The organism is Streptomyces sp. NPDC028289, from assembly GCF_055565975.1.
In genome coordinates, this window is sequence record NZ_JBVHTI010000005.1 from 172,825 (window position 1) to 190,118 (window position 17,294).

A 17,294-nucleotide genomic window follows, 5' to 3' on the forward strand; every position below is an offset into this window, starting at 1 on the left:
ACGTGTCAATAGTGATTCGTGGGGGGCAACCCCGCACCGGTAGCCTTGGCTTCGTGATTGACCTTCGCCTGCTCCGTGAGGACCCCGACCGTGTGCGCGCGTCCCAGCGCGCCCGTGGAGAGGACGTCGCGCTCGTCGACGCCCTCCTCTCTGCCGACGAGCGGCGCAGGTCCTCCGGCGTCCGCTTCGACGAGCTGCGCAACGAACAGAAGCAGCTCGGCAAGCTCATCCCCAAGGCCTCCGCCGACGAGAAGGCCGAGCTGCTGAAGAAGGCCGAGCAGCTGAAAGCCGACGTCAAGACCGCCGACGCCGAGCGCGACGCGGCCGACGCCGAGGCCCATGAGCTGCTGCTCCGGCTCGGCAACCTCGTCCACCCCGACGTGCCCGTCGGGGGCGAAGAGGACTTCGTCACCCTGGAGACGCACGGCACGATCCGCGACTTCGGTGCCGAGGGCTTCGAGCCCAAGGACCACCTGGAGCTGGGCCAGCTCCTCGGCGCGATCGACGTCGAGCGCGGCGCCAAGGTCTCCGGCTCCCGCTTCTACTTCCTGACCGGTGTCGGCGCGCTCCTGGAGCTCGCGCTCGTCAACGCGGCGATCGCCCAGGCCACCGAGGCCGGCTTCACGCCGATGCTGACCCCGGCGCTGGTCCGCCCCCAGTCCATGGCGGGCACCGGCTTCCTCGGCCAGGCGGCCCAGGACGTCTACCACCTCGACAAGGACGACCTCTACCTGGTCGGCACGTCCGAGGTGCCGCTCGCCGCGTACCACATGGACGAGATCATCGAAGCGGAGCGCCTGCCCCTCCGCTACGCCGGTTTCTCGCCCTGCTTCCGCCGCGAGGCCGGTTCGCACGGCAAGGACACCAAGGGCATCTTCCGCGTCCACCAGTTCGACAAGGTGGAGATGTTCTCCTACGTCGCCCCCGAGGACTCGGAGGCGGAGCACCAGCGTCTGCTGGCCTGGGAGAAGCAGTGGCTGACCTCGCTGGAGCTGCCGTTCCGGGTGATCGACGTCGCCACCGGTGACCTCGGCGCCTCGGCCGCCCGCAAGTTCGACTGCGAGGCGTGGATCCCGACCCAGGGCAAGTACCGCGAGCTGACCTCGACGTCGGACTGCACCGAGTTCCAGTCCCGCCGGCTGTCCATCCGGGTCCGCGACGGCAAGCAGGTCAAGCCGCTGGCCACGCTCAACGGCACGCTGTGTGCCGTACCGCGCACCATCGTGGCGATCCTGGAGAACCACCAGCAGGCCGACGGCTCGGTGTACGTGCCCGAGGTGCTGCGCCCGTACCTGGGCGGCCGGGAGGTCCTGGAGCCGGTGTCCCGGTGAGCTTCCCCTACGGGCTCATCGCCACCGACCTCGACGGGACGCTGCTGCGCTCCGACGAGTCCGTCTCCCCGCGCACACGTGAAGCGCTCGCCGCGGCCACCGCGGCGGGCGCCGCACACATCGTCGTGACCGGCCGGGGGGTCCCCTGGACCCGGCACATCCTCGACGACCTCGGGTACGACGGCCTCGCCGTGTGCGGCCAGGGGGCGCAGGTGTACGACGCCGGCGCGCACCGCCTTCTCACCTCCGTGACGCTGGACCGGCAGCTGGCCGGGGTCGCCCTCGCGAAGATCGAGGCGGAGGTCGGCCCGCTGTACCTGGCGGCGAGCCGTGACGGCCTCGACGGCGACGTCCTGGTGGGGCCGGGGTACGCGGTGAAGGGGCACCTGCCGTCGACCCCCTTCACGGACGCGGCCGATCTCTGGTCGGCGCCGCTGAACAAGATCTACATACAGCACCCGGAGCTGTCCGACGACGAGCTCGCGGAAGCGGCCCGGCAGGCGGCCGGGGGCTTCGTCACGGTCGCCATGGCGGGCGAGGGCATCGTGGAGCTGCTGCCCCTCGGTCTCTCGAAGGCGACCGGTCTCTCGCTGGCCGCGCGCCGGCTGGGCCTCAAGTCCGCCGACACGATCGCCTTCGGCGACATGCCGAACGACATCCCGATGTTCGCCTGGGCGGCTCGGGGAGTGGCCATGGCCAACGCGCATGAAGAGCTTCGCGCGGTGGCCGACGAGGTGACGTCCTCCAACGAGGAGGACGGGATCGCGGTGGTCGTGGAGCGTCTGCTCGGCTGAGCCTGTCGGTTTGCTGCGGGCCCGGTGGGGGCTGAGCGCGCAGTTCCTCCCCCAGCCTTCGGCCGGGGGTAATCCCCAGCGCCCCTTAAGTGGGACCACTCGCCAGCGCCCCTTAAGTGGGACCACTCGCCGGCGCCTGCAAGTTCAGCTCAGTCACATTGACAACGTCTTGCGGAGGATGCACGGATCGAACGTGCGCGGGCTTTCCAGGCCCGACCACGGCTTAGCAAACCGGTGCCTTACCACTCGGCCAATCCTCCGGGTGGGCGGCCCACGCGAGAGCGACATCGCGTGCTCGAAGCGGCCGCCCCGGGCAGCTACACGGCGATCCGCCGACGGCTGCCCTGACGGGAGCGGGACGTACTGTCGTGCATGGACATCGTCCGGCTCCTCTCCCGGCTCGTGGGCTACACAACAACTGTGCCTGTAAGCCGAGTTGGGTGCCACTCAATTAGCGCGAGGTGGGCGCCCCGCTAGGGGCCGCTGGGGGTACCCCCAGCGGAAGGCTGGGGGAGGAACTGCGCGACCGGCCCCCACCGGCCCGCAGCCGAAGAAGCACCTACCGGCGCCACCAACGCCGCCGGCCCTTGCTGAAGAACCACCCCGCCGGCGGCTCGTCCGACCGCCACGGCTGAGGTTCCGGCGCCTCCGCCCGCCACTTCGCGGCCAGCATCCGCGCTCGCGCGGAAGGCTCCGAAGTCCCCGCGGACCGTATGAAGTCCTCGTCCAGGACGACCCCGTCCCAGTCGCCGTCTCCGACAAGCTCAGCCATCCCCGCGCCTCCTGCACAATGCATCCCCTTTGGCCCAGTCTGCCCGGACCCAGGTGAACTCCCCGTCAGTAAAGCGGGCGTCTACTCCTCGCCCGCCAGCGTCAGCGAACGCAGCTTCTGGCCCGCGTACCAGGTGGCCAGGACGGTCACCGCGACCAGCAGCACCGTGCCCGTCGTCAGGGACACGTCGGACGTGATCAGGTCGCCGCCGGTCACCTTGTGGGCGACCGCCAGGGACCACTGCTGGACGCTCAGCGTCCGCGCTCCGGGGACCAGGGAGCCGAACAGGGCCTCCCAGACCAGGGCGTAGACGAGCCCGAAGACCACCGCATGCCGCGACACCGTGCCGAGAAGCAGGAAGAGCGCGGCGTAGGCGATGGAGGCGACCAGCGCGGCGACCGTGTAGGCGACGGCGACCTGCTGCCCGTTGCCGTTGAGGATGAAGCCCGCGATCAGGGTCGGCAGGGCGGAGAAGACCATGTTCACGGCGATCGCCACGATCAGCTTGGTGAAGATGATCGTCGGCCGTTTGATCGGCTTGGACAGCAGGTACACCACCGAGCCGTCGTCGATCTCCGGGCCGATCGCGCCCGTGCCGGCGATGACGCCGATGATCGGCACCATGGTGGCGAGCCCGAGGCCGCCGAGCAGGTCGGCGGCCGTCTGGTCGTCGGCGCCCGCGAGGCCGCGGACGACGACGGAGATCGCGATCAGCAGCAGCGGCAGGGCGCCCAGGATGAGGGCCCGACGGCGGCCGAGCAGGGCCCGGTAGGTGAGCCTGGCGACTGTGGGGTCGTACATCTTCGGCCTCCTACGCCGCGACCAGATACGAGAACACGGATTCGAGGGACTCGTCGGACGGCGAGACCGTGAGCAGCCGGATGCCGTGGTCGCGGGCGACCTTGGGCAGCAGTGCGGTGAATCGGCCGAAGTCGACGGCCTGGATGCGCAACGCGCCCTCGGCGAGGTCGACTTCGATGCCCGAGGTGGAGGGGTCGGCGATAAGGGCGGCCGCGAGGGCGCGATCGTCGCTGGAGCGGACCAGGTAGCGGTGCGGGCGGTCGGTCATCAGGCGGCGGATCTTGCGGAAGTCGCCGCTGGCCGCGTGCCGTCCGGCGACCACGACCTCGATGTGCCAGGCGAGTTGCTCGACCTCTTCGAGGATGTGGGAGGAGAAGAGGACGGTGCGGCCTTCGTCGCCCATACGGCGCAGCAGTTCCATGAGCTGCATGCGCTGGCGCGGGTCCATGCCGTTGAAGGGTTCGTCGAGGAGGAGCAGCGACGGGTCGTGGACCAGGGCGGACGCCATCTTCACGCGCTGGCGCATGCCCTTGGAGTACGTCGAGATCTTGCGGTCCTGCGCGTACTCCATCTCGACCGTGGCGAGGGCCTTCTGGGCGGCCTTGGCACCGAGGCCGTGCAACTCGGCGTTGGCGACGACGAATTCGCGGCCGGTGAGGAAGTCGTACATCGCCTCGCGCTCGGGGACGATGCCGATGTGCTTGTAGATCGCCTCGTTGCGCCAGGTCGGCTGCCCGTCGAGGGTGACCGTGCCGGTGGAGGGGGCGAGGAAGCCGCCCATCATGTTGATGAGGGTGGACTTGCCGGCGCCGTTGGGGCCGAGGAGGCCGGTGACGCCGGGCCCGATGGTCATGGTGATGTCGTTGACGGCGACCACGTTGCCGAACCAGCGGGAGACATGGTCGATGGAGAGCGTGGTCACAGTCCCACCTTCTTGTAGCGGCGCAGCAGAAGGCCGTAGCTCGCGGCGATGAGCCCGAGGACGACGAGCAGGTACACCGCCCCCTGGGCGTGGGAGGGGCCGTCGCCGCCCGGGAAGGTGTTGGTGCCGCCGAGGAGGGCGGTGCTCAGGCCGCCGATCAGGGTGACCGGCGAGAACAGGCCGATCCACGCGATGGCACCGGCGCTGCCCTGGGCGTCGGCGATGGCCTGGAGGGTGGAGACCGCGCCGTAGGAGATGGTCAGCACGGCGATCACGGCGGCGATGCCGAAGCCGCGGCGCGGGGTGACCGACGCGATGACCAGGCCGATGCCGGCGAAGAGGAGGGAGAGCAGGGCGACCGAGACCAGTCCCTGGCCGAACCCCTTGCTCTGGTGGGCGAAGTCCATCTTGGCGAGCAGGGCGCCCACGTACAGCACGAGCAGCGGGGCGCCGGTCAGGATGAACATCGCGGAGGCCAGGGCAGCGAACTTGGCCTGGACGTAGTCGGCGGTCTCGATGGGCCGCGAGAAGTACAGCGGGATGGTCTTGAAGCGCAGGTCGCGGGAGACGGCCTGGGGCGCCTGCGAGGCGACGTACAGGCTGATGACGGCCTGCATGATGATCGCGTACCGCGTGTAGGTCACCGGCAGGTCGTGCGCCTTGGTGGCGACGGCCACGGCGACCATGATGGCCGCCGGCACGCACATCACCGCGAACAGCAGCATCGGCAGCACCTTGGACTTCACCGAGCGGCCGAGGCCGTAGGAGCCGCGCAGGGTCTGCGAGTAGAGGGACAGGCGGGCGTACGCGCGGCCGAGGCGGGGGCCGTCGTAGCCGCGGTAGCCGATGTCGTGGATGCGGGACTGGTCGCCCGGTCCCGCGATGGGCTGGTCAACCGCCATGGACGGTCGCCTCCTTCCGCTGCTCGTCGTCGCTGGTGAAGACCTCGGAGATGTGGTGCCTGCGCTGTTCCATGCGCACCAGGCCGAGGCCGAGGTCGGCGACGACGTCGCGGACGAGGTCGTACGTCTCCTCGCCCTGGGCGGTGAGCAGCAGGATGTGGCCGGCGCCGGGGAGGCCGCCGCCCTCGTTGTCCGTCTCCACCCCGCGCGCGTGGAGCGCGTCGCGCACCGCACGGGTGCCGTCCGGGTGCTCGTCGCTGTCGGTGACCTCGATGGCGAGGGTGGTCGTGGACTGCGTGAAGTCGGTGGTGGAGCTGGACCGCAGCAGTTTGCCGCCGTCGACCACGACCACGTGGTCGCAGGTGCGTTCCAGTTCGCCGAGCAGGTGCGAGGTGACCAGGACCGAGATGCCGAAGTCGGTGTGGATGCGGCGGATCAGGCCGAGCATCTCGTCACGGCCGACCGGGTCGAGGCCGTTGGTCGGCTCGTCGAGGAAGACCAGCTGCGGGTCGTGCACCAGGGCCTGGGCGAGCTTCACGCGCTGCTTCATGCCCGTCGAGTAGCCGCCGATGGGGCGGTACCGCTCCTCGTAGAGCCCGACGTGACGCAGGGTGTCGGCGGTGCGCTCGCGGGCGGCGGCGGGCGGCAGGCCTGACATGCGGGCCATGTGCACGACGAACTCGGTGGCCGAGACGTCGGGCGGCAGGCAGTCGTGCTCCGGCATGTAGCCCACGCGCTCGCGGATGGCGGCGCCCTTGGTCGCGACGTCGAGGCCGAGCACTTCGGCGCGGCCCTCGGTCGCGGGGGACAGACCCAGCAGGATCTTGATCAGGGTGGACTTGCCGGCGCCGTTGGCTCCGACGAGTCCGGTCACACCGGGTCCGATGTCCACGGACAGCCGGTCGAGCGCGGTCACCCGGGGGAACCGCTTGCTCAGGCTTTCGGTCGCGATCACAGTCACGCCATAGAAGGTAGTGACCCGCGCCACTGCGGTCGTCAGACCTCGGAGCCGTCTTCACATCACTCTGGAGTATTACGGGGCCCTAGGGGATCCCCTGCTTGAGAGCTACGCAGAGTTATCCACAGGCCTCGGCCCTCCTATTGACGTCGCCTCTAACAACTGTCACATTCACCAGTGTCAAGTTACGGGCACGTACCGCAGTCGACGGAGACGCGGGCGGGGACGGGGCGGGGCGGGGCGGATGACGACGGCAGTGGCATCGAAGGAAGAACGCACCACGGAGCTCCAGGGTTTCCGGCGGGTGCAGCGGCTCGCGTACGAGTGCGCGGAGGCGGTCGCGGCCAGGCTGGAGCCGGGGATCACCGAGCGCGAGGCGGCCCGGATGCAGCGCGAGTGGCTGCGCGCGCGGGGCGTGCGGGACTGGTTCCACCTCCCCTTCGCCTGGTTCGGCGACCGCACGGCGTTCACGGACTTCCGCATACCGCTGCAGTTCTTCCCGACCGACCGCCGACTGGCGCCCGGCATGCCGTTCATCCTGGACCTGGCTCCCGTGTACGAGGGCTGCACGGCCGACATCGGCTACTCGGGCTCCCTCGGGCCCAACCCCGTGCAGGACCGGCTGATGGACGACCTGGAGGCGCACCGCGAGCTGATCCTGCGCGAGGTGCGCGAGCGCCGCCCGCTGCGCGAGATCTACGAGGACGTGGACCGCCTCATGGTCCGCCAGGGCTACGCCAACCGGCACCGCGCGTACCCCTTCGGGGTGATCGCCCACAAGGTGGACCGGGTGAAGCAGCGCCGCTGGTCACCGCACCTCTTCGGGTTCGGCGCCCAGTCCCTGAAGGGCCTCGCGGCCGACGCGCTGCACGGCCACCGCGAGGGCTGGTCGCCCCTGTGGTCGCCGTACCGCTTCTCCGACCACCCGCCCACGCCGGGCCTGTGGGCGGTCGAACCGCACCTCGGTTTCCGGGGCACGGGCGCCAAGTTCGAGGAGATCCTCGTGGTCACCGACTCCCGGGACCCCGAGCAGAGCGCCTACTGGCTGGACGACGATCTGCCGCACGTGCGGCGCTGGGCGGAGGACAAGTGACCGAGATCGAAGGCGCGCGCGAGCGCCGGGTGCGTACCGGCGGCGTCGACCTGTGCGTGGCGGAACTGGGCGACCCGGCGGACCCGACGGTCGTCCTCGTCCACGGCTACCCGGACAGCAAGGAGGTCTGGTCCGAGGTCGCGACCCGTCTCGCCGGCCGCTTCCACGTCGTCCTGTACGACGTCCGCGGCCACGGCCGCTCCACCGCCCCGAAACCCCTGCGCGGCGGCTTCACCCTCGCCAAGCTCACGGACGACTTCCTGGCCGTGATCGACGCGGTCAGCCCGGACCGCCCGGTGCACCTCGTCGGCCACGACTGGGGCTCGGTGCAGTCCTGGGAGTTCGCCACGGTGGGGCGCACGGAGGGCCGCATCGCCTCCTTCACGTCGATGTCCGGGCCGTCCCTGGACCACTTCGGTCACTGGATCAACGCGCGCGTGCAGCGCCCGACCCCCCGCCGGGTGGGCCAGCTCCTCGGTCAGGGCGCCAAGTCCTGGTACGTGTACCTGCTGCACACCCCCGCCCTGCCCGAACTGGCCTGGCGGGGCCCCCTCGGCAAGGCCTGGCCGAGAATCCTGCAACGGGCGGAGAGGCTCCCCGCGGGGGACTACCCCACGTCCTCCCTGCCCTCCGACGCGGCACACGGCGCCTGGCTGTACCGCGACAACGTACGGGCCCGGCTGCGCCGCCCGCGCGAGGACGCATACGCGCACGCGCCCGTGCAGCTCATCACGCCGCTCGGCGACGCGTTCCTCTCCGAGCGGCTCTACGACGACCTGGAGCGCTGGGCGCCCCGGCTCACCCGCCGCACCCTGCCTGACAAGCACTGGATCCCGCGCACCCGGCCGGACCAGGTGGCGGCCTGGATCGAGGAGTTCGTGAGGTCGGTGGAGGACGGCCGGGGGGCGGAGCAGAAGCCCGCCGACCGCCATGCCCAGCGGTTCGGAGGCCAGTTGGTGCTGATCACCGGGGCGGGCAGCGGCATCGGACGGGCGACGGCGTTCGCGTTCGCGGAGGCGGGCGCGCGGGTGGTGGCGGTGGACCGGGACGCGGAGGCGGCGGCCCGCACCGCCGAGCTCTCCCGACTGGTCGGCGCGGCGGACGCGTGGGCGGAGACGGCCGACGTCTCCGACGAGCAGGCCATGGAGAAGCTCGCGGAGAAGGTCCACCGCGATTACGGCGTCCTGGACGTGCTGGTCAACAACGCGGGCATCGGGCTGTCGGGCTCCTTCTTCACGACGACGACGGAGGACTGGCGGCGGGTCCTGGACGTCAACCTCTGGGGCGTGATCCACGGTTGCCGCCTCTTCGGGGCCCGGATGGCGGACCGCGCCCAGGGCGGCCATATCGTGAACGTCGCATCGGCAGCGGCCTACCAGCCCTCCCGCGCCCTGCCGGCCTACAGCACCTCCAAGGCGGCGGTCCTGATGCTGTCCGAGTGCCTGCGCGCCGAACTGGCCGGCCGGTGCATCGGGGTGACGGCGATCTGCCCCGGCTTCATCAACACCAACATCACCTCGACGGCGCGCTTCACGGGTGTCGACGAGGAGGAGCAGCGCCGCCGGCAGAAGCGCTCGGCCCGGCTGTACGGCATGCGCAACTACCCGCCGGAGAAGGTGGCTTCGGCAATCCTGGAGGCGGTGGAGCACAACCGCGCGGTGGTACCGGTGACGCCGGAGGCACGGGGGATGCGGTTGCTTTCCCGGGTGGCGCCGGGGGTGCTGAGGAGGCTCGCAAGGGTGGAGCCGAAGTTGTAGAGGGTCGTCGTCCAACCGCGGGCCGGTAGGGGCTCCCCGCGCCCCTTACGGGGCTGCATAGTTGCGGACAGTCGTGCCTCCCCCAGGGCCTCAAGGCCTGGGAGGTGCCCCCAGGGCGGCACGGGTGGGCGCTGGGGTCCCCCCGGCCGAAGGCTGGGGGAGGCACCCGGCCGGCGCCGGTAAGCGTCCCCACCCCCGCCCCCACCCCGGTCACCACTCGAGGAACCCCACATGACCGACCCCCCGGCCACCCCCACCCACCGCATCGAGGACCTCGCCCGCCTCTCCCGCACCACCGTCCGAACCATCCGCGCCTACCAGGACAAGGGCCTCCTCCCCCGCCCCGAACGCCAGGGCCGCGCCAACCTCTACTCCGACGTCCACCTCACCCGCCTCCACCAGATCGCCGACCTCCTCTCCCGCGGCTACACCCTCGCCTCCATCAAGGAGTTGCTCGACGCCTGGGACACCGGCCGCGGCCTGGCCGGCGTCCTCGGGCTGGTCACCGAGGCCGAGGGCCCCTGGACCGACGAGGAGCCGGTGCGCCTGACCCGCGCCGAACTGGATGCCCGCTTCGGCGGCACCCCCGACGACGCGGCCGTGGCCGAGGCCGTGGCACTCGGCGTACTGGAACCGGTGGCCGGCGACCCCGGCTCCTTCCTCGTCCCGAGCCCCCAAGAGCTGGCCGTGGCAGCCGAGTTGCACGCGGCCGGAGTGCCCCTCATGGCGATCTCCGAGCATCTGCGGGAGTTGAGACTCCAGGTCGAGCACATCGCCGCCCGTTTCCTGGAGTTCACCACCGAGCACGTCTTCGCGCGCTACCTCGACGACCCCGGCCACCGCACCGACGCCGGCGCGGCCGAAGCGGCCTCGCTCGTACGGCGCCTGCGCCCCCTGGCCCGGCAGACGGTCGACGCCGAACTGGCCCGCGCCATGCGTCTGTTCGCGACCCGCGAAGTGCGCCGGCAGCTCGGCTCAGGGGAACGGCAGAAAACCCCGGACGGGACACGTCCCGTGTCGCTGCCCACCGAGACGATCGGGGCCGTACGACGCCTCGTTGGCCCGGACCGCATCGCGGAGTTCATCGCGCTCGCCGCCGAACGCGAGCTCCGGGCACGGCGGTTGGACGCCCTCGCCACAGATCACGTCCCTGTTAACGATCTTGACGAAACACCCTGAAATGCCCAGCACTTGTCCACAACTCGGCCAATTTCCTTGTGGATAACGGCACTTGGTTGTGGATCAAACCTGCGACGAAAAATATCTGCGTGATCCGCGTCTCGCCCGGCACGCTGATGGCATGAACGCGAGACACAACGAAGGAACACAGGACGAGCGGCGCACCGTGAAGGTGTCGAAGTACCTCTCGAAGCACCTGCGCCACCAGCCCGAACGCATCGGGCTCAGCCTGGACGAGGCGGGCTGGGTGGAGATCGACACGCTGCTCGCGGCGGCAGCGGCGCACGGTTTCCCGGTCAGCCGCGAGGAACTGGACCACGTCGTCGCCGCCAACGACAAGCAGCGGTTCGCGATCGAGGGCACCCGGATCCGCGCCAGCCAGGGCCACAGCATCGACGTCGACCTCGGACTGCCCCCGGCGCCCCCTCCGCCGTACCTCTACCACGGCACCGTCGCACGGAACCTGGAGGCGATCCGGGACGAGGGCCTCAGGCCGATGAACAGGCACGACGTGCATCTGTCGGCGGACCGGGAGACCGCGACCCGGGTCGGTGCCCGGCGCGGGCGCCCGGTCGTGCTGTCGGTGGACGCGGCGGCGATGCACCGGGACGGGCACGTCTTCCACATCAGCGCGAACGGGGTGTGGCTGACGCGGGCGGTACCTCCGCGCTACCTGCGCTTCCCCGATCCGCACTGACCCCGGCATGATGAATGGTATGGACCATTCCGATCGCCAGGAACACCAGAGGCACCTTCCGACCACCGAGGCTGCCGTCACCACACTCCACACGGTCGCGGCCGAGCACGGACGCGAGATCGAGGTCACGCACGACATCGGCGCCGACCTGACCTCGCGGCGCAGCGCGGCGGGCTTCGGTGTCACCACGGACCCGGACGGTTCGCTGCCGCACGAGGCGTACGCCGAGTTCGGCGGGGTGCCGAGGGTGAGCGTGCGGCTCTACCCGGACGACGACGCGCTCATCACGGTCGAGGGCGTCGAGTTCCACGACGTCCCGCGCGACGACGTGCCCGCCTTCCTGCACTCCGTCTTCGGCGGCCTGGCCCACGTGCGGGCCCGCCGCTTCCCGCCCACGAGCTCGCTGGTCGTACCGCTGCCCGGGGACCGCACCTACCGGGAGCACCTGGCCGCGTACCTGCTCACGCCGTGGCTGAGCAGCCGCATACGGTGACCGTTTCGGCCGTTGCCGGCGGACCCCTTTAGTCTCGGACGCATGAGTCTGCGTCTGAGCACCGTGATCCTCCCGTACCGCCGCTGGAGCGAGGGCGGCGGCACCGCCTGGACGCGGGCCGAGGAACTGGGCTTCCACACCGCGTACACCTACGACCACCTGTCCTGGCGCAGCTTCCGGGACGGCCCGTGGTTCGGGGCGATCCCGACGCTGACCGCCGCCGCGGCCATCACCGACCGACTGCGCCTCGGCACACTCGTCACCTCGCCGAACTTCCGGCATCCGGTGCCCCTCGCCAAGGAGCTGATCTCCCTCGACGACATCTCCGGCGGCCGCGTCACCCTCGGCATCGGCGCCGGCGGCAACGGCTTCGACGCCACCGCGCTGGGCCAGGAGCCGTGGACCCCGCGCGAGCGCGCCGACCGGTTCGCCGAGTTCGTCCCGCTCCTCGACCGGCTGCTCACCGAGGACTCGGTGACGTACGAGGGCGGGTTCTACTCGGCCCACGAGGCGCGCAACATCCCGGGCTGTGTGCAGCGGCCCCGGCTGCCCTTCGCGGTCGCGGCCACCGGCCCGCGCGGGCTGAAGCTGGCCGCGCGGTACGGCCAGGCGTGGGTGACCACCGGCGACCCGAAGCTGTACGAGAACGGCACGCCCGAGCAGTCGGTCGAAGCGCTGCGCGGCCAGGTGGGGAAGCTCACCGAGACCTGCGCGGAGATCGGCCGGGACGTGGCGGAACTGGACAAGGTCCTCCTCACCGGGTTCACCCCGGACCGTGGCCGCCCCCTGGAGTCCCTGGACGCCTTCGTGGACTTCGCCGGCCGCCACCAGGAGCTGGGCTTCACCGAGCTGGTGATCCACTGGCCCATCCCCGACTCGGACTTCGCGGCCGAGCAGAAGGTCTTCGAGCAGATCGCCATGGAGGCCCCGGCCCAGCTCGGCTGAGGCGGCAGAGGACGCTGCGGAGTCGTCTGTGTCTCGTCTGTGCGCCCGCCCGCACGGCCGTGCGGGCATATGCGCGAGAATGGCGCGGTGACCTCAGCGACCCGACAGCCCGAGACCCCTGCCTTCGCGACCCCGCCCCGGCTGATCGCCACCGATCTCGACGGCACCCTGCTGCGCGACGACAAGTCGGTCTCCCCGAGGACGGTCGCCGCGCTGGCCGCCGCCGAGGAGGCGGGTATCGAGGTCTTCTTCGTCACGGGCCGCCCGGCCCGCTGGATGGACGTCGTCAGCGACCACGTCCACGGCCACGGCCTGGCGATCTGCGGCAACGGCGCGGCCGTGGTCGACCTGCACGGCGGCCCCGGCGCCCACCGCTTCGTGAAGGTGCGCGACCTGGCCCGGGAGAACGCGCTGGACGCCGTACGGCTGCTGCGCGAGGCCGCGCCCGGCACCGTGTACGCGATCGAGCAGACCTACGGCTTCCACCAGGAGCCGGCCTATCCCAAGCTGCACCTGGAGATACCGGACCATCTGCTGGCCGCCGAGGAGATCCTGGCGGCCGACGGTCCGAGCGCCGGCGAGCCCGTGCTCAAGATCCTCGCCTACCACCCCGGCCTCGACCCCGACGCCTTCCTCACCCTCGCCCGCCTCGCCGTCGGCGACCACGCCACCGTCACCCGGTCCAGCCCCAGCGCCCTGCTGGAGATCAGCGGCCCGGGCGTCTCCAAGGCCAGCACACTCGCCCTGGAGTGTGCCGAACGTGGCATCTCGCACGAGGAGGTCGTCGCCTTCGGGGACATGCCCAACGACGTCGAGATGCTGACCTGGGCCGGCCAGTCGTACGCCATGGGCAACGCCCACCCCGCCGCCGTCGCCGCCGCCTCCGGCCGGACGGTCGCCAACAACGAGGACGGGGTCGCCGTCGTGATCGAGCAGCTCCTGACCGCGCGCTCCTGAGTCCGCCCGCGGCACCGGGCTACCGCACTCCCGCCAGCGACTCCGCCGCCGCCTCCCGCTCCGCCATGTCGCGCAGCGGTCCGGCCACGGCGGCGAGCTCCGCGTAGTTCCCGCGCTGCACCACCCGGCCCGCGTCGAGGACGATCACCTCGTCCACGGCCTCCAGGCCCGCGAGCCGGTGCGTGATGAGCAGCGTCGTACGGCCCTCGGTGGCCGCCAGCAGATCCGCCGTGAGCGCGTCCGCCGTCGGCAGGTCGAGATGCTCGGCCGGCTCGTCCAGCACGAGCACCGGGAAGTCCGCGAGCAGCGCCCGGGCGAGGGCCAGCCGCTGCCGTTGCCCGCCGGACAGCCGTGCCCCGTGCTCACCGACCAGGGTGTCGAGTCCGTCGGGCAGCCCGTCCGCCCAGTCGAGCAGCCGGGCCCGGCCCAGCGCGTCCCGCAGGTCCTCCTCGGTGGCGTCCTTCCGGGCGAGCAGCAGGTTCTCGCGCACGGAGCTGTCGAAGAGGTGCGCGTCCTGGGCGCACAGCCCGACGAGCCGCCGCACGTCGTCGCTGTCCATGCCGTACGCGTCCACGCCGGCGACCGTGTAGGAGCCCGCGTCCGGGTCGAGGAACCGCAGCAGGACCTGGGCGAGGGTCGACTTGCCGGCGCCGGAGGCACCGACGACGGCGACCCTGTGCCCCTCGTGCAGGGTGAGGTCCAGCCCGCCGAGCGCGTCCCGCGCCTGCCCCGGGTACCGGGCCGTCAGGCCCTTCAGGACGACGGGGAAGGGCGCGGCGGGTGCCTGACGCGGCCGCTCCGGCTCCCGCACGGGTTCGGGCGCGTCCAGCACCTCGTAGATGCGCTCGGCGCTCCTGCGCACCCGCTGCCGGTGCCGCACGGCCAGCGGCAGTCCGAGTACGGCCTCGAAGGCGGCCAGCGGAGTGAGCACGACGACCGCCATCGCCACGCCGCTCAGCCGGCCGTCGGTGACCCCCTGGGCGCCCAGCAGCGCGGCGGCCACGACGGTCAGGCCGGTCAGCAGCGCGGTCAGCCCGTCACCGAGTGCGGTGGCCGTGGCCCCTCGCGAGGCGATCCGGGTGAGCGTGCCGTCGGCTCGCCGTGCCGCGTCGGTGCGGGCGGGCAGGGCGCCGGCGACGGTCAGTTCGGCGGTGCCGGTGAGCAGGTCGGTCACCCGGGTGGCGAGCAGCCCGCGGGCCGGTGCCAGCCGGTGCTCGGCGCGCCGGGCCACGGCCGAGGTCACCAGCGGAACGCCGACACCGGCCGCCAGCAGCCCCAGCGCGAGCGCGGCCCCGGCCTCGGGCAGGAGCCAGGCCGTGAAACCCACGGCCCCGGCGGACACCGCCACCGCCACCCCGGCGGGAAGCAGCCACCGCAGCCAGTAGTCCTGCAGGGTGTCCACATCGGCGACCAGCCGGCTGAGCAGGTCGCCCCGCCTGGTCGCCCGCAGCCCGGCGGGCGCGAGCCGCTCCAGCCGCCGGTACACCGCGACCCGCGTGTCGGCCAGCATCCGCAGCACCGCGTCGTGCGACACCAGCCGCTCGCCGTACCGGAACACGGCCCGCCCGATCCCGAAGGCCCGTGTGGCCGTCACGGCAACCATCAGATACAGCACCGGCGGCTGCTGTGAGGCCCGCGAGATCAGCCACCCGGACGTCGCCATCAGCCCGACGGCGCTGCCGAGCGCAAGAGCCCCCAGCAGAAGCGCAAGCAGCAACCGCCCCCGCCGGGCCCGGGAGGCGGCGCGCACGCGGGCGAGAACACCCTGCTGACGCCCGGCCACCGGCTCCACAGCACGCCCTGCGGACTGCCCAAGCACGTCCCCCTGAGCACCGTCCAACTCACCACTCCGCTCGGCGCGCCCACTCCCCACCCCACCGAGCGACCCCACACCCTCACCTTCCAGCCCACCGAGCCCCTCCGCGATCTCGCCTTCCCATTGACCGAGTCGGGTGGTGGGTCCGCAAAGGCTCTGGGGTTCCAGGGGGCGGAGCCCCCTGGGGGCCTCGCCGCCGGAAAGCCGCACCACCCGGTCCGCCGCCGACAGCAACGCCGGCCGGTGCACCACCAGCACCACGGTGCGCCCCTCGGAGAGCCGCCGTACCGCCGCCACGACCTCCCCCTCGGTCACCCCGTCCAGCGCAGCCGTCGGCTCATCCAGCAACAGCACGGGCCGGTCGGCCAGAAACGCCCGCGCCAGCGCCAGCCGCTGCCGCTGCCCCGCGGACAGACCCGCCCCGTCCTCGCCGAGGACCGTCTCCGCTCCCTCCGGCAGCGCATCCACGAACTCCAGCGCCCCGGCGTCCCGCAACGCCCCCCGGACGGCGTCGTCGTCCGCGTCCGGACGCGCGAGCCGTACGTTCTCGGCGATCGTCCCGGCGTACAGATGCGGCCGCTGCGGCACCCACGCGATCCGTGACCGCCACTCCGCCAGGTCGACGTCGGCGAGATCGGCGTCCCCGATCCGCACCCGCCCCCGCGTCGGCCGCACGAACCCCAACAGGACGTTGAGCAGCGTCGACTTGCCCACACCGCTCGGGCCGACCAGCGCGACGGTCTCCCCGGGTTCGACCGTGAACGACACATCGGTCACCGCGTCCGCAGAGCGCCCCGGATAGCGGACCGTCACCCCCTCGAAGGCGAGGGCAGCGCCGCTGGGCACCGTACCGGCCCCGGACACCGGTACCGGCGTCTCCAGCACCGCGAAGATCTCCTCCGCCGCGGCCAGCCCCTCCGCCGCCGCGTGGAACTGCGCTCCCACCTGCCGCAACGGCAGATACGCCTCGGGCGCCAGCACCAGGATGACCAGCCCGATGTACAGGTCCATGTCGCCGTGGACGAGCCGCATGCCGATGGTCACGGCGACCAGCGCCACCGACAGCGTGGCGAGCAGCTCCAGCGCGAACGAGGAGAGGAAGGCGATCCGCAGCGTCCGCATGGTCGCCTGCCGGTACTCGCCGGTGATCCGGCGGATGGACTCGGCCTGCGCCTTGGCCCGGCCGAACACCTTCAGCGTGGGCAGCCCGGCGACCACGTCCAGGAAATGCCCGGAGAGCCGGGACAGCAGCCGCCACTGACGCTCCGTCCGGGACTGGGTGGCCCAGCCGATCAGGACCATGAAGAGCGGGATCAGCGGCAGGGTGCCGACGATGATCGCCGCGGACACCCAGTCCTCGGTGACGATCCGCGCCAGCACCGCGACCGGCACGACCACCGCCAGCCCCAACTGCGGCAGGTAGCGGGAGAAGTAGTCGTCGAGGGCGTCGACACCGCGCGTGGCGAGGTTGACCAGCGAACCGGTCCGCTGGTCACTCAACCAGCCGGGACCCAGTGCCACCGCCCGGTCGAGGAGACGGCCGCGCAGCTCGGACTTGACCGCAGCGCTCGCCCGGTGCGCGGCAAGCTCGGTGAGCCAGGAGACCAGCGCCCGGCCGACGGCCACGGCCGCCAACAGCAGGAGGGGGGTGCGGAGTTCGGAGACCGAGTGACCATGCTGGAAGGCGCCGACCACGACGTCGGCGATGAGCATGGCCTGGGCGATGACCAGCCCGGCACCGACGGCACCGAGGCCGACGACGGCCACCAGGAAGACGCGGGTGGCACCGGCGTAACGCAGCAGACGAGGATCGATTGGTTTCACGTGAAACATGCCCTTCGGGCCGGAGAGGGTGTTTCACGTGAAACACCCCATCC

General features: G+C 71.7%; 15 protein-coding genes and 1 tRNA gene. 9 read left to right on the forward strand and 7 right to left on the reverse strand.

Annotated features, from left to right (window positions below):
• The first annotated feature begins 53 nt into the window (after positions 1-53).
• The gene (serS, locus tag ACZ4UV_RS25570) at positions 54-1,331 is read left to right on the forward strand and encodes a serine--tRNA ligase (protein WP_351494737.1); all 1,278 of its coding nucleotides are present in this window, start codon (positions 54-56) and stop codon (positions 1,329-1,331) included.
• A complete protein-coding gene (locus ACZ4UV_RS25575) occupies positions 1,328-2,125 on the forward strand; it encodes an HAD family hydrolase (protein ID WP_451016959.1) in 798 nt (265 codons plus the stop codon). The genes serS and ACZ4UV_RS25575 overlap by 4 nt, the downstream gene beginning before the upstream one ends.
• A gap of 172 nt (positions 2,126-2,297) precedes the next feature.
• Here ACZ4UV_RS25575 and ACZ4UV_RS25580 read toward each other — a convergent pair.
• From ACZ4UV_RS25580 to ACZ4UV_RS25605, 6 genes are all read right to left on the reverse strand, one after another.
• Positions 2,298-2,385: transfer RNA gene (locus ACZ4UV_RS25580), tRNA-Ser, on the reverse strand.
• 299 nt (positions 2,386-2,684) lie between these two features.
• Positions 2,685-2,897 carry an SGM_3592 family protein gene (locus ACZ4UV_RS25585; RefSeq protein WP_390043813.1) on the reverse strand — a complete coding sequence of 71 codons (213 nt, stop codon included), beginning with the start codon at positions 2,895-2,897 and terminating at the stop codon, positions 2,685-2,687.
• An 81-nt stretch (positions 2,898-2,978) separates the two neighbouring features.
• Positions 2,979-3,698, reverse strand: coding sequence for an ABC transporter permease subunit (locus ACZ4UV_RS25590; protein ID WP_467840930.1), 720 nt, complete (start codon positions 3,696-3,698; stop codon positions 2,979-2,981).
• 10 nt (positions 3,699-3,708) lie between these two features.
• Positions 3,709-4,620, reverse strand: a complete 912-nt coding sequence (locus tag ACZ4UV_RS25595; RefSeq protein WP_451016960.1) for an ABC transporter ATP-binding protein — start codon at positions 4,618-4,620, stop codon at positions 3,709-3,711.
• Positions 4,617-5,522: an ABC transporter permease gene (locus ACZ4UV_RS25600; protein WP_351494728.1), complete on the reverse strand. Its 906-nt coding sequence runs from the start codon at positions 5,520-5,522 to the stop codon at positions 4,617-4,619. The genes ACZ4UV_RS25595 and ACZ4UV_RS25600 overlap by 4 nt, the downstream gene beginning before the upstream one ends.
• A complete protein-coding gene (locus tag ACZ4UV_RS25605) occupies positions 5,512-6,477 on the reverse strand; it encodes an ABC transporter ATP-binding protein (protein WP_351494797.1) in 966 nt (321 codons plus the stop codon). The genes ACZ4UV_RS25600 and ACZ4UV_RS25605 overlap by 11 nt, the downstream gene beginning before the upstream one ends.
• 247 nt (positions 6,478-6,724) lie before the next feature.
• On the opposite strand from ACZ4UV_RS25605, the gene ACZ4UV_RS25610 reads away from it, so the two are divergent.
• The 7 genes from ACZ4UV_RS25610 (at position 6,725) to ACZ4UV_RS25640 (ending at position 13,601) form a co-directional block, all read left to right on the forward strand.
• Entirely contained in the window at positions 6,725-7,573 is an 849-nt protein-coding gene (locus tag ACZ4UV_RS25610; RefSeq protein WP_390043816.1) for a M24 family metallopeptidase, read from the forward strand.
• On the forward strand, positions 7,570-9,330 hold the full coding sequence (locus ACZ4UV_RS25615; protein ID WP_451019430.1) for an SDR family oxidoreductase: 1,761 nt from the start codon (positions 7,570-7,572) through the stop codon (positions 9,328-9,330). Before ACZ4UV_RS25610 ends, ACZ4UV_RS25615 begins: the two co-directional genes overlap by 4 nt.
• 231 nt (positions 9,331-9,561) lie before the next feature.
• Positions 9,562-10,509: a MerR family transcriptional regulator gene (locus tag ACZ4UV_RS25620; protein ID WP_467840935.1), complete on the forward strand. Its 948-nt coding sequence runs from the start codon at positions 9,562-9,564 to the stop codon at positions 10,507-10,509.
• A 121-nt stretch (positions 10,510-10,630) separates the two neighbouring features.
• Entirely contained in the window at positions 10,631-11,206 is a 576-nt protein-coding gene (locus ACZ4UV_RS25625) for an RNA 2'-phosphotransferase (RefSeq protein WP_451019432.1), read from the forward strand.
• 19 nt (positions 11,207-11,225) lie between these two features.
• Positions 11,226-11,699: a hypothetical protein gene (locus tag ACZ4UV_RS25630; protein ID WP_467840939.1), complete on the forward strand. Its 474-nt coding sequence runs from the start codon at positions 11,226-11,228 to the stop codon at positions 11,697-11,699.
• A gap of 42 nt (positions 11,700-11,741) precedes the next feature.
• Complete coding sequence (locus ACZ4UV_RS25635; protein WP_451019434.1) at positions 11,742-12,644, forward strand: LLM class flavin-dependent oxidoreductase; 903 nt, start codon at positions 11,742-11,744, stop codon at positions 12,642-12,644.
• A gap of 69 nt (positions 12,645-12,713) precedes the next feature.
• Positions 12,714-13,601 (forward strand): HAD-IIB family hydrolase, encoded by an 888-nt coding sequence (locus tag ACZ4UV_RS25640; protein WP_451019435.1) that lies wholly within the window; start codon positions 12,714-12,716, stop codon positions 13,599-13,601.
• Between the two features lie 19 nt (positions 13,602-13,620).
• Here the strand turns inward: ACZ4UV_RS25640 and cydD are convergent, their stop codons facing one another.
• Positions 13,621-17,241, reverse strand: a complete 3,621-nt coding sequence (gene cydD, locus ACZ4UV_RS25645) for a thiol reductant ABC exporter subunit CydD (RefSeq protein ID WP_467840944.1) — start codon at positions 17,239-17,241, stop codon at positions 13,621-13,623.
• Positions 17,242-17,294 lie beyond the last annotated feature (53 nt).